This is a genomic window from Lysinibacillus sp. FSL M8-0355 (genome assembly GCF_038008985.1).
GTDB lineage: Bacteria > Bacillota > Bacilli > Bacillales_A > Planococcaceae > Lysinibacillus > Lysinibacillus fusiformis_D.
In genome coordinates this window covers 801,994-814,562 of sequence record NZ_JBBPAI010000001.1, presented here as the reverse complement: position 1 = coordinate 814,562, position 12,569 = coordinate 801,994, and the positions used below count along the sequence as shown (strand labels likewise).

13 protein-coding genes are annotated in these 12,569 nt (G+C 37.9%); 5 read left to right on the top strand and 8 right to left on the bottom strand.

Annotation, left to right across the window (positions count from 1 at the left end):
• Positions 1 to 59 precede the first annotated feature (59 nt).
• Entirely contained in the window at positions 60 to 584 is a 525-nt protein-coding gene (locus MKY46_RS03800; RefSeq protein ID WP_008174263.1) for a CotY/CotZ family spore coat protein, read from the top strand.
• Positions 585 to 649: 65 nt separating this feature from the next.
• On the opposite strand, the gene MKY46_RS03795 is transcribed toward MKY46_RS03800, so the two are convergent.
• The 6 genes from MKY46_RS03795 to MKY46_RS03770 all read right to left on the bottom strand — a co-directional run bounded on the left by MKY46_RS03795 (position 650) and on the right by MKY46_RS03770 (position 5,579).
• Complete coding sequence (locus MKY46_RS03795) at positions 650 to 1,051, bottom strand: hypothetical protein (protein WP_230593938.1); 402 nt, start codon at positions 1,049 to 1,051, stop codon at positions 650 to 652.
• Between the two features lie 53 nt (positions 1,052 to 1,104).
• A complete protein-coding gene (gene mgtE, locus MKY46_RS03790; RefSeq protein WP_036126643.1) occupies positions 1,105 to 2,481 on the bottom strand; it encodes a magnesium transporter in 1,377 nt (458 codons plus the stop codon).
• A 297-nt stretch (positions 2,482 to 2,778) separates the two neighbouring features.
• A complete protein-coding gene (locus MKY46_RS03785) occupies positions 2,779 to 3,675 on the bottom strand; it encodes an RluA family pseudouridine synthase (protein ID WP_036126675.1) in 897 nt (298 codons plus the stop codon).
• A 1-nt stretch (position 3,676) separates the two neighbouring features.
• The gene (locus MKY46_RS03780) at positions 3,677 to 4,471 is read right to left on the bottom strand and encodes an NAD kinase (RefSeq protein WP_340833786.1); all 795 of its coding nucleotides are present in this window, start codon (positions 4,469 to 4,471) and stop codon (positions 3,677 to 3,679) included.
• Complete coding sequence (locus MKY46_RS03775) at positions 4,468 to 5,139, bottom strand: GTP pyrophosphokinase (protein WP_036126650.1); 672 nt, start codon at positions 5,137 to 5,139, stop codon at positions 4,468 to 4,470. The genes MKY46_RS03780 and MKY46_RS03775 overlap by 4 nt, the downstream gene beginning before the upstream one ends.
• Positions 5,140 to 5,195: 56 nt before the next feature.
• Positions 5,196 to 5,579 (bottom strand): UPF0738 family protein, encoded by a 384-nt coding sequence (locus MKY46_RS03770; protein WP_036126652.1) that lies wholly within the window; start codon positions 5,577 to 5,579, stop codon positions 5,196 to 5,198.
• Positions 5,580 to 5,705: 126 nt separating this feature from the next.
• Here MKY46_RS03770 and MKY46_RS03765 point away from each other — a divergent pair, with 126 nt between their 5' ends.
• The 4 genes from MKY46_RS03765 to MKY46_RS03750 all read left to right on the top strand — a co-directional run bounded on the left by MKY46_RS03765 (position 5,706) and on the right by MKY46_RS03750 (position 8,736).
• Positions 5,706 to 6,293 (top strand): CYTH domain-containing protein, encoded by a 588-nt coding sequence (locus MKY46_RS03765; protein WP_036126653.1) that lies wholly within the window; start codon positions 5,706 to 5,708, stop codon positions 6,291 to 6,293.
• A 28-nt stretch (positions 6,294 to 6,321) separates the two neighbouring features.
• The gene (locus tag MKY46_RS03760; protein WP_036126656.1) at positions 6,322 to 7,104 is read left to right on the top strand and encodes a lytic transglycosylase domain-containing protein; all 783 of its coding nucleotides are present in this window, start codon (positions 6,322 to 6,324) and stop codon (positions 7,102 to 7,104) included.
• Positions 7,105 to 7,523: 419 nt separating this feature from the next.
• Positions 7,524 to 7,931, top strand: coding sequence for a globin domain-containing protein (locus MKY46_RS03755; RefSeq protein ID WP_004227447.1), 408 nt, complete (start codon positions 7,524 to 7,526; stop codon positions 7,929 to 7,931).
• Positions 7,924 to 8,736, top strand: a complete 813-nt coding sequence (locus tag MKY46_RS03750) for a DsbA family protein (RefSeq protein WP_036126658.1) — start codon at positions 7,924 to 7,926, stop codon at positions 8,734 to 8,736. Before MKY46_RS03755 ends, MKY46_RS03750 begins: the two co-directional genes overlap by 8 nt.
• Positions 8,737 to 9,572: 836 nt before the next feature.
• On the opposite strand, the gene pepF is transcribed toward MKY46_RS03750, so the two are convergent.
• Together pepF and MKY46_RS03740 are read right to left on the bottom strand one after the other, a co-directional pair.
• Positions 9,573 to 11,390: an oligoendopeptidase F gene (pepF, locus tag MKY46_RS03745; RefSeq protein ID WP_036126660.1), complete on the bottom strand. Its 1,818-nt coding sequence runs from the start codon at positions 11,388 to 11,390 to the stop codon at positions 9,573 to 9,575.
• A 51-nt stretch (positions 11,391 to 11,441) separates the two neighbouring features.
• Positions 11,442 to 12,563: a competence protein CoiA gene (locus MKY46_RS03740; protein ID WP_036126661.1), complete on the bottom strand. Its 1,122-nt coding sequence runs from the start codon at positions 12,561 to 12,563 to the stop codon at positions 11,442 to 11,444.
• Positions 12,564 to 12,569: the final 6 nt, after the last annotated feature.

Genomic DNA, 12,569 nt, shown 5'->3' with positions numbered 1-12,569 from the left:
GAGTCCATTTTTCAAAAGTACATATTGTAGAAGTAGTAACAAGGAAAGGAGGTGACAATATGGGTTGTGGTAAGCCAACAAATCCTATTGGACCAATCCATTCAGCAGGCTGCGTTTGTGACGTAGTTCGCGCTATTTTAGATATTCAAAATCAAGCGGTGCGAGATGAGTGTTCTCCATGTACAGCGAACTGTTTCTTAGAACCACTAGGCGGAATTGTTAGTCCTGCACGCTCTCAAGCAGATACACGTGTATTCATGTTAATTACAAAAGATGGTACTCCTTTCAAAGCATTCTTTAACTCTCCAACAGCAGATCCTTGTATTTGTACATCCGTATTCTTCCGTGTAGAAGATATGTTTGATGAGTGCTGTGCAACTTTACGTGTTTTAGAGCCATTATGTACATTTGACTCTAGTGAAAGTACAGTAGACTTATTAAGTCGTGACGGCTGTTGCGTAAACATGAAGAAAATCTGTAAAGTAGATGACTGGAACTCAACAGATAGCTGTATTACTGTAGATTTATCTTGTTTCTGCGCTGTACAATGTATCGCTGATGTTGACTTAGGGATTTGTGATTAATTTCTTTCACCTTTGACACACACACATAAAAAAAAGTGTACAGCATCCTCTGCTGTACACTTTTTTTATAATGTTGGCAATTTTCTTCCACGCCACAGTATTTGTTGTATCTCTTCAAAATGAATGATTTCCTGTGTTTTTAATTCTAATGACGTTAGCATTAAAGAATCACTCTGTACTTCTGAGGCAGTTCCAGTTAATTTTCTACCATCTTTTAAGCAAACTAATAATGGCTGATAGGCCCTCTGACGAAATGGCTTTTCTAAAAATTGAAGTTGTTTTAGTAAGTACGGATCTATTTGTACATCTTCTACGATATCTTCTTTCCCATCAACTGTTTGCTCATCGAAAATGTTGTCCCTTACATATACGGATGTACTTTCATCCAAATCAAGTTCATGTAACGCCTTAGAAATATTTAAAAAATATGATGGTGATTTTATAAACAAGCGTGGCTCTCGATCCACTTTACTCACTTCCCTTTTTTCCATACAATATGCGAAAGTAAGTAAATTGGTTCTTAGCCTATTTGACTTAAAAAAACTGTCGCTAATCCTAAGTAAATTAAAATACTTGTTATATCATTTAAAGTTGTAATAAAAGGTCCTGATGCCACAGCAGGGTCTATTTTTAGTCGATGCATTAACAACGGAATAAAGGAACCCGCTAATGTCGCGACTAAAATAGAACCACAAAGTGCTGCTCCTACTAACATTCCTAAAACAAGTTCATGTTTCCAGAAATAAACAATGCCAATAACGATTAATCCACAAACAACGCCTGACATTAAGCCTGTACCTGCTTCACGTAGTAGTAACTTGAATTTACTATGTTCTTCCACGTCTCCTGTTGCAATACCTCTGATCGCCACGGCTAATGCTTGTGTTCCACTATTCCCTGATGTTCCTGAAATAAGTGGAATAAAGACAGCTAGTAAGGCTACCTTATCTAAAGTATCTTCAAATTGCCCCATTAAATTGGCTGTCAGCATACCTAAAAACAGTAGTACCACTAACCAAGGTAAACGTTTTTTAGCTGCTTGGAAAGGTGTTACATCAAACTTATCCATATCCGAAATACCGGCTAATTTTGAGTAATCCTCAGAAGCCTCTTCATCAATAACATCAATAATATCATCGACCGTGATAATACCGAGCAGTTCCCCTTTATCATCAATAACAGGTGTCGCTAAAAAATTATAGTCCTTCATAATTTGTGCGACTTCCTCTTGGTCATCATTTGCATGTACCATCACAACACGTTCATTCATAATGGATCGAATACGTGTATCCTCGTCAGCAATGATTAAATCTCGTAGTGATATAACACCTGTCAAACGGTGTTCTTCATCCACCACGAAAATATAATAAACAGTCTCTGCATCTGGTGCTTCTTTACGCAAAATGGCCATTGCTGAACGCACTGTTGAATTTTCTGGTATAGCAACGTATTCAGTTGTCATAATAGAACCGGCTGTATATTCATCGTAGCTTAATAGCTCATTAATTTCTTCAGCCGTTTCCTCATCCATCATTTCCAAATAGCTTTCACGCTGTGCCAAATCCAGCTCATTTAAGACATCTGCCGCATCATCAGCATACATATGCGAAAGCATTTCTGCCCCATATGAAGGATCCATTTCAGCTAGGTACGCTTTATATTCATCATCTTCGATATCGATTGCCTGAAAAATATCAGCCATTTCTGTCGGAGACAAGAACGAATAGATGATCTTCCTTATATCAGGTTCCACCTTTTCGTAAAACGTTGCCTGATCATATGGATGAAGTTCTAAAAACTCATCACGGAATGCATCAATATTATGTGCTTCGAGCATTCCTCGTAGATGTGCCTCATCAAATTGCACATCATCCTTTTCATTTCTTTCCTCTATCATGCTTGTCCCCTCCTTCCGAGCTTTCAATCATCTTTACGGGCAATGCCGTAAATCTACCTTCTATATAATAGAGTGTATTATACCTTTTCTGCAAACCCTTTTTTAAGTTATCCATCAGAGTCGGTGTACAGATCTTTATAAAATTTGATTTTAAGCGTAAAATCATGACGATTTCTATTTTACTATACATTAATTTTATAAAGTCGGTGTAAAGATACTTCCTATACACTGATATTACATCAAAAATGATAAGGAGATGCCCGTTTGTGCGAACATCTCCTTTCTATCAGTCAAAGACTACTTCAATAATCTCTGCATGTCTTCATTTAACATACTTGTAAAGTGTAATGGCCTACCGGTCAATGGATGCTCCATACTTAAGGAGACACAATGTAGTGCTTGTCGATCAATCAAATGACGGCTTCCACCATAAAGGTCATCACCAACAAGTGGATGCCCAAGGTACGCCATGTGTACGCGAATTTGATGTGTACGTCCTGTATGCAATTGCAATCGTACATATGTCACTGGTTCAGCATCAAGTAAAAACCGCTTTAGCACGGTTACATCTGTATGTGCATATTGCCCATCTTCTCTTACTTCTCTTTCAATAATACTCGTCACTTTACGCCCTATAGGAGCCACAATGGATTGAAAATTTTGTTCGACATGGCCATGCACAATCGCCTCATATTGCCTTGAAATGTTTCTACTACGCTGAGCAAGCCCTGTTAAATGATGAATGTGCGCATGCTTGGCAATACAGAGTAAGCCTGATGTATCTCGATCTAACCTTGTGACTATGTGGGCTGTGGAAGCTAATCCTTGTTGCTCAAAATAGCCACAAACTAAATTTGCAATGCTTTTGGTTGGATGCTCTCTTGAGGGAATTGTACTCTGGTGAGCTGGTTTATCAAGCACTAAGATTGCATCATCCTCAAATACGATGGTTAAATCACCATGCTCAATAGCAAGACCGTCACTTCTTTCCTCAGGAGGAAATGTCACTCCCACATAGTCACCCTCTTGAAGGACATGTCTCACATTACGTTCGACACCATTGACTGTTAATAAGCCACCATCAAACTTAATGGCGGTTAAGGCTTTCTTGGATATACGCCATTCCTGAAGGGCTTCTCGTAATAATTGCCCCTCTTTATCAGCCACAAAGTGCAATGTAAACCTTGTATCCATATTATTCATTAGCGACGAAAGATTCATGCACGCGCTCCCAAAATGGGAATGGTCGGAAACGGGCAAAACGTACTTTTTCATTTGCTACATTAAATGCAATAGCCTTGACATCACCTTGTGTAATTTGCAAGTGATCGACGGTCATATTAAAGTTCTGTTCATTTACCGGACGTAACACACAATGATGGTGTGCTGGTAATATTAATGGTGATCCTACTGTTCTGAAAACACGATTATTAATGGATGCAATTTCAGTGACTTGTAGTGCCGCTAATGTAGGATGGATAATTGCCCCACCAAGTGCTTTATTATAAGCCGTACTACCAGAAGGCGTTGATACACATAGACCATCTCCACGGAAACGCTCAAATTGATTGCCGTTCAGCTCGACATCCATAACAAGTGTTACATCTGGCGATTTGATTGTTGCTTCATTTAACGCTAGGTACCTATTCGAATCGGCATTGTGATGCTCTACTTTTACTTCTAAAAGTGGATACTCCACAACATTAAAGTCTTTTTTAGCAATGGATAAAACTAATTTTTCTAATTCAGATGGCTTCCAATCCGCATAAAACCCTAAATGCCCCGTATGAATACCAACGAATGCTACTTGGTCTAACAAATGAGAATATCGATGAAAGGCATGCAAAAGCGTGCCGTCTCCTCCAATAGAAACAACGATTTCTGGTGTTTCCTCATCATAAGTTAAGCCAAAATCCTGTAAATAAGTTTTAGCTAGCTCCATTAGCTCGTTAGATTGTGCATCTCTACGTGATTGAATCGAAAATTTCATTGGGCGTCACGCTCCTTCTCTGTTAGTAAATTAGGATTCGATGCTTCTTTGTATTCGCTAAAGTAGGCCTGTGCCTCTTGAATTTCACTACGAATCAATGACATTTCCTCATCCAATCGAAATGCTGCCTCTGCTGCACTTTGTAAACGATTTTTAATTTCCTCTGGGAACATGCCCTTATATTTATAATTTAAAGAGTGCTCAATAGATGCCCAGAAATTCATGGCTAGTGTTCGAATTTGGATTTCGGCTAACACTACTTTTTTTCCTTGAATCGTTTCAACAGGATATTCCACGATCATATGGTAGGAGCGGTAACCACTTGGCTTATTATGTGTAATATAATCGCGTTCTTCCACTACACGCATATCTTTACGCTGACGAATAAGCTCTGTTACCGTTGCGATATCATCAACAAATTGACACATAATCCGAAGCCCGGCGATATCACCAAGTTCATCACCAAGTTGTTTAGAGGGCTCAAAAGCTAATCCTTTTTCTAATGTTTTATCATATATACTTGCTAAAGGCTTAACACGTCCTGTTACAAATTCAATTGGTGAATTGGCATTAACAATACCAAATTGCGAACGCATGCCTTTTAATTTTACTTTTAACTCGTCTACTGCTTGTTTATAAGGACTTAAAAATATTTCCCATTGTCCCATTGTAAAAACCTCCCGACATTCGGTATCGAACACCACCGTCTGTTCGTTTTGTCTTTCTATTCAGCAAGAATTGCCTGAAAGTGTTGTTCCACGGTTTGGACAAATTCTGCCCCGTAATTGTAATTTCCTTCAATATTATACACGAGCATTTCCAATTCATCGTAGAAATTTGTCAGCTCAATCTCTTCTTCACCTATTCGTAGTATTGGATCTTTCTTTTTTTGTAAAATATGTACAAGATTCTCCCAACTACTCGGTGGAAAACGCAAGTAATGATAGTCTTCGCCTGCATCAAGTAAATAAATAAATGCAAACTCATCTGAATCTGCAATGAGTTGTCCAGCAGGTTTTAACTGTAAATTTACTTCATTGTCGTTTAAACTAAAATGAAGTTGATCTTGTTCAAAATTCGATGTTTCTATTGTATAAATTTTACGCACTGCGGTTCCCCTTTTCGTTGTACTCTTCCTCTTATTTTATCACACAGGGTAAATAGTTGCAGTGTGTAAATACTAAATCAAGCGAAACAACGAATGAAAAATAAAAAATTAAATAGGTGAATATAAATGACACAAGAAATTGAAATTGAGTTTAAAAATCTATTAACAAAACAACAATACGAGCAATTGTTACAAGACTTCCACATTAGCCAAAATGCTATTCATCGACAAGTAAATCATTATTTTGACACGCCTACACAGGCCATTCGTCAACTGCAAAGCGGGCTGCGAATTAGACAAATTGGTGATTATTACGAATGTACACTCAAAGAGAAAAATACCGAGCATGCTCATCTTGAAACAACAGATGAATTAACTGCAGTACAGGCACAGCAAATGCTTGATGGTAAAGGCTTTTTTGCTCAAGAAGTAGCAAAAAAATTAGCCAGCCACAGTATTCCTTTAGAACAATTACAAGTATTTGGCTCACTCACTACAGATCGTGTCGAAATTCCTTATAAAGAGGGGCTTCTTGTTTTTGACCATTCTTACTATTTGCAGTGCGACGATTATGAGGTAGAATATGAAGCAAAAGATGCAATAAAAGGAAATACAATTTTCGACGAATTTTTACAGCAATACGGAATTAAAAAACAGGCTACAGATAAAAAAATAGCCCGCTTTATGAAAGCTCTACAAGCACAAAATTCATAATAGTATAAAAAGGAAGGTGACTGACTCCTTGGATATTCAATCACTAAAATCTTTACTAGAAATTCAAGCATTGCAAACACTTGGAGCTACCGAAAATGCATCAACAAACAATCTGACAGACAATAATTCTATTTTTTCTGACATGATTAATGAATTATTAGGAGAAGCATCGACAGCAAGCAATGCCAAATTGTCTAGCTTGTTTGCTTCTGGAACAGCAAATCATTCAGATTTCGTCAATCAGCTGACAATGTTAGCCAATAATTCAGAAGGTAGCTCACTCGAATCATTGCTTTATCAAGGCTCTAATGCTGTGTTTATCCCTGAATCTGTCAAACAAGCTTTAGCAAACAACTATACTGGCACAAAGCTTGATTCTTATGTTTCAGATGATGTTATAGGCTCTACAGCGTACGCCAATTCACTAACAGGAGCCAATCAATATGCCGCTATTATCGAAAAAGCTGCCGCTACTTATCAGGTACCCGAAAAGCTTATTGCGGCTGTCATCAAGCAAGAATCTAATTTTAATCCAACTGTAGTGAGTCATGCAGGAGCGCAGGGCTTAATGCAATTAATGCCCACAACAGCACAATATTTAGGCGTGACAAACGCTTTTGACCCAGAGCAAAACATTATGGCTGGGGCAAAATATTTGCGTCAAATGCTAGATAAATTTAATAATGACCCTACACTAGCTTTAGCAGCCTACAATGCTGGCGCGTCTCGCGTTACGAAATATGGAGGGATTCCTCCTTTCAAAGAAACACAGAATTATGTCAAAAAAGTGATGAATTACTACACAGTGTAATCGCATCTTTCCTTTTATCCATACTTTTTCCAACAAATTTCACCCATTGTGGTGAAATTTGTGCTATTTTAGCGAACAACAATTCGAAAGAGCTCTTTGTTTGTGTTAACGAAAAGACGTTGATAGAATGAAGGTAGTCACAAGAAATTCACATTTTGAGGATGACAAGTATATCAATAACGCTTCGGCTTAATTGCCGCTAACGATGTGTCTAGATTTTTCCGAGCAGAAAAGTAGAAGTTAGCCTAAGAAAGTCACGTCCTGCGACAACTGCCGGAGGGCTCTGTGGCAACACTTTCATTGCCACAAACGTAGCACTTTTTGACGGTGTTCTAGATTCAGCAGTCGTTTGAACACTTGCTGAATGCGATAAAATGATACTTTAAGATATAAAGAAGAATTAAAGGAGCATATAACCTATGAGTCGAAAATACACTGTTCCTTATGAGGAGCTGGGAGCTGAAAAACTGTCAGAACTCATTCACGCGTTCTATAAAAGAGTGGCTCAGCATCCTGATCTTATTCCAATCTTTCCAAAGGATTTAACAGAGACAGCCCGTAAGCAAATTCAATTTCAAACACAGTATTTAGGTGGACCAAATCTCTTTACTGAGGAACATGGACATCCAATGATGCGTGCACGTCACATGAATTTTCCGATTACACCTGACCGTGCTCAAGCTTGGCTAGAGTGTATGTCAGAAGCAATGGATGAGGTAGGTTTGGAAGGGAAGTTCCGTGAAACTTATTATCAACGTTTAGTATTAACAGCTCATCACATGGTTAATACGCCAAATGACGATGAGGGGGAATTGTTACGTGAATAATATTCAAATGTTGCTGCAAGAGCCAACGCCGACGATTTCTACTGCCAACAAGCCTATTGAATTGTATATTTTCGTAGATCCACTTTGCCCTGAAGCTTTCAGTATGCAAGCAACTCTTCGTAAATTACAGCTTGAATACAACCACTATTTCACGTGGCGCTTTGTTTTAAGCACAGAGCTTACTTCTTTAAATTGCTTAAGTAAACGTGTCAAAGGTTGTATCTCGGGAGTCGAACTTGATATTAATCACCCTGTCTTACCTTCAATTGCTATTAAAGCAGCCGAACTACAGGGAAAACGTGCAGGTGCACGCTATTTGTCGAAACTACAAGAATATGTATTACTAAACCACCAAGATGTAAACTCCTATGCAACGCTTTTAAAAATTGCAGAGGATGTTCAACTAGACATGAATGAATTCACTGTCGACTTTGGCTCAAAGGAAGCAGCACGAGCTTTCCAATGCGATTTATATATTAAACGTGAAATGGAAGTTGACGAAGTCCCTAGTATCGTGTTTTTCAATGAATGTATTGAAGATGAAGGACTAAAAGTCAGCGGTAGCTATTCCTATGAAGTTTATGAACATATTTTACAAGAAATGCTGAACGAACAGCTTGTCCGTCAGCCATTACCATCAATAGAGGACTTATTTTCTAAATTCCATACACTTTCTACAAATGAAATAGCTTTTATCTATTCATTTACAGAGCAAGCAGCAGAGCGTGAATTAAAGAAACGCATGCTACAACAAAAAATCGAACGAATCCAGACAACTCACGCTACGTTATGGCGTCTTAAATAATACAAGAAACGACAGGGACTCCAATCTTTCATGATGGAGTCCTTTTCATGTTGTTGAAAAAAGATCATGTCAATAGCAGTAATACACTTTTTCACAAAGTCTGGGGTAGATTTCCGTACCACCAGCGTCCGAGTCACTTCACCCACTGCGTTCGTCCCAAGGTATCAGTTGTGACGCTGGCCCCACTCCAATCACCATGTGGCAAAAGTGTCTTTTCCTTATCTTTCATACGAGCATAATTAGAGGAAGGATAGGCTCTTATTTTCAATGTGGAGAAATGATGCGTACCGCTCCTCCATAAAATGAGTAGTGAACACCTTCCCTTTATTTAAAAACCATTGCTAAAGAGAAATATTTTTATCGGTTGAAGTGGAAGGCTTGACTACCTTGGGATAGCGAGGCGGAAGCGGCTTTGCGCTCGCCCACAGAAAAGCAAGTAGCCTGCAACGGTAATCCATTTTCACCTTTCACATAAATTCTATGGATATTTTGTTAGATAAAGCAAAATACAAAGAAGCGCCTCTATCCTCGACCGATAGAGACGCTTCTTTTTCACAAAGGGGATGGGAGAAATGTTCACGTTCAAACAAAGGGGTGTATGTTTGTTTTGTGATTTATTTCACAAGAATTACTCTATCATGGAATAATATATTTAGCAATGCAACCAATACTAGATTCACAAATTTGTCAAATAGAAAGCGATTACAAACAGTATTTTTCCAAGATGCACACTTTTAAACTATTTAGAAATCAAAAAAAATCATTATTCTTTCATTTGAAATAACATGGACAATATATAAAAAGGAGCAGTAGGAATATTCCCACCGCCCTTTTAATTAGTTATTCAACAATAATTTTTCTAATTCATTTAAACGCTCTTCAAATACTTTACATGCATCTTCAATCGGCTTAGCAACGTTCATATCAACACCTGCTGCCTTTAATACTTCTATTGGGAAATCAGAGCATCCAGCTTTTAAGAAGTTATTAATATAACGTTCTACAGCTGGTGCCCCCTCCTCTAAAATTTGTTTACTCAATGCTGTAGCGGCTGATTTACCAGTCGCATATTGATAAACATAGTAATTATAGTAGAAGTGTGGAATACGAGCCCATTCTAAGCCAATTTCCTCATCTACAATCATATCATCGCCGAAGTATTTTTTGTTTAGTTCATAATAAACCTCAGTTAAACGATCAGCTGTCAATGACTCACCGTTCTTATCCATTTGATGAATAAGATGTTCAAACTCTGCAAACATTGTTTGTCTGAATACCGTACTTCTGAAACCATCTAACCAATGATTTAATAAGTAAATTTTTTGTTGAGGGTCATCAATTGTTTTTAGTAAATAGTCATTTAATAACTCTTCATTACATGTTGAAGCAACCTCTGCGACAAAAATAGAATAATCTCCATAAACGAATGGCTGATTGTTACGTGAATAATAGCTGTGAACACTATGGCCAAATTCATGCGCTAATGTAAATAGATTATTCACATTGTCTTGCCAATTCATTAAAATATACGGATTCGTACCATACGCGCCTGATGAGTAGGCTCCACTACGTTTCCCTTTATTCTCTAATACATCAACCCAACGGTTATCCAATCCACTTTGGACGATGCTTTGATATTCCTCGCCTAATGGAGCTAGTGCTTTCACTAAAATATCTTTCGCTTCATCATAAGTGACTTTCATTTCCACTTCTTTAACAAGTGGTGCAAATAAATCCCACATATGCAATTCGTCTACACCTAATAATTGCTTACGTAACGAAATATAACGCTGCATAGCTGGTAAATACTTATGAATTGTTTCAACTAATTGATCATACACATTTTCTGGAATGAAATTATTAGACATGGCTGCATGGCGTGCAGAATCATAATGACGAATACGAGCACTCACATTATGCTTCTTTACATTACCCGTTAGCGTTGCCGAGAACGTATTTTTAAACTTGCCATATGCTTCGTACATAGCTTTAAATGCACCTTCACGCACTGAGCGATCTTTGCTCTCTAAAAACTTAATATAGTTACCATGTGTAAGTTGTACTTCCTCTCCCTCTTCATTTTGCACATAAGGGAAAACCATATCCGCATTGTTTAACATACTGAATGTATTAGAAGCTGTACCCGTTACTTCAGACATTTGCGCTAGCAATGCCTCCTGCTCAGCTGGTAATACATGTGGACGTGCCATTGTAATTTCTTTTAAAGATTGCTTATATAATTGTAGGTCTTGATTTTCTGCTAAGTAGCCTTCAATTGTTTCTTCACTTAATGCTAAAATCTCTGGTGTTAAATATGAAAGACCAGCTGAGATACTAGTTGCCAATGTTTGAATGCGACTGTTCATATCTTGATAAAAGCTATTTGTTGTATCTTGATCATAGCGCATATGGGCATATGTGTAGAGCTTCATCGCACGCTCATATAGATGATCATGATATTGTAAAGCTGTTAATAATGCCTCTGCCCCATTATTTAAAGTACCTGCATAGCTCGGTGCTTGTTTAGCAAGCTCTGCAACTTCCTTCAATTCCTCTTCCCAAGCTTTATCTGTTGCAAAGATATCCTCTAAGCGCCATGTTAATTCTGCGGGTACTTCATTTCTAACCAAAATCTGATTACTGTTACTAGCCATATATGCCAGCCCCCTTTATATGTGCTTTTTTCCTTTTACTCTCATATTTTCTCAATATATTGTGGCAATTGCAAATAAATGTACATATACATGCTCACAAATATCTAGCGACTGCTCTTCTTGAGTCATATGCTTCAAGAGCTGTCCATAATACAGGACAGCACTTACCGCCTGTGTTGTCACTTCTAGTTGATGCTTACTTAAAAAATGGTGAATCTCCTGCTTCGTTAACATAAAGGGCTGTCGACCTAATTGTTTACTAAAATGCAACAGCATCGTTTGCCATTCACTAGTAAACAAGGAGATGGCTGCTCCACCCTTCACTGGGATTCCAATGTAGGAAGGCATAGCAGTTAACGCAAAGTTTAATTCATAGCAATTTCGTAAAAATAAATCTTGCGCCCCCTTTTTACTATATAAAAGACGCGCAGATACAAATTGCCTACATGCTTGTTTATAAAGTTGCCAATACTGTTGAAATTCTTCTTGAGTAATTTGCTTCGGTATATAAAAAGGAAAGTGTTGTTGATTGACTGGTATTGTCTGAACTTTACCTATGAAAGTATGCCCATGTACATGAAGAAGATTCGTCCAATAAGTAAAATGGGCCGTCCTAGCGTTATACGTCATTAAATAAGGTACACCTGATGTAGTTGTCATAAACGCTTTTTGCAACAATGGGGAAATGGTCATTTTGCTGATGCCGTTGATTGCATCTTTACTTTGAGGCGTTTGAAAAAGCCAAATTACTTGTATATCGTTTTTTTCGTAGCCAGCTGTACGTTGTTGCCATTTTTCATGGGAGATTGTGCTACATTGAAATTCAATTGCATAGTGACGATCATTTATTGTAATGAGCAAATCCGGGCGTTGAGCAAGCTGCTTTAAAAATGGCTCTAGCTCCACTTGATATCCATGCTTTGTGAGCCATTCAAATAATTGCATTTTACCTTGGAGATGAAGTTTAGATTCACCTTCAGCGAACAATTGTGGACAATGCTTTTTGGCGAAGTGTGAAAAATGGGGAATATTATGTTGACCTACTTTCAATTGAACTGGTTCTAGACATTGAGGACAAAAAAATTTCATTTGTCGCCTATATCGTTGTAAAGCTTTCCTCGTATATTGATATGGGAGAAATAGCTGCTGTTTGTTGTTATAAGCTACCAGCATTTAATC

Coding starts and splice junctions, on each gene's coding strand:
- MKY46_RS03800 (WP_008174263.1), top strand. CDS start 60: ATGGGTTGTGGTAAGCCAACAAATCCTATTGGACCAATCCATTCAGCA.
- mgtE (WP_036126643.1), bottom strand. CDS start 2,481: ATGATAGAGGAAAGAAATGAAAAGGATGATGTGCAATTTGATGAGGCA.
- MKY46_RS03785 (WP_036126675.1), bottom strand. CDS start 3,675: ATGGATACAAGGTTTACATTGCACTTTGTGGCTGATAAAGAGGGGCAA.
- MKY46_RS03780 (WP_340833786.1), bottom strand. CDS start 4,471: ATGAAATTTTCGATTCAATCACGTAGAGATGCACAATCTAACGAGCTA.
- MKY46_RS03775 (WP_036126650.1), bottom strand. CDS start 5,139: ATGGGACAATGGGAAATATTTTTAAGTCCTTATAAACAAGCAGTAGAC.
- MKY46_RS03765 (WP_036126653.1), top strand. CDS start 5,706: ATGACACAAGAAATTGAAATTGAGTTTAAAAATCTATTAACAAAACAA.
- MKY46_RS03755 (WP_004227447.1), top strand. CDS start 7,524: ATGAGTCGAAAATACACTGTTCCTTATGAGGAGCTGGGAGCTGAAAAA.
- pepF (WP_036126660.1), bottom strand. CDS start 11,390: ATGGCTAGTAACAGTAATCAGATTTTGGTTAGAAATGAAGTACCCGCA.
- MKY46_RS03740 (WP_036126661.1), bottom strand. CDS start 12,563: ATGCTGGTAGCTTATAACAACAAACAGCAGCTATTTCTCCCATATCAA.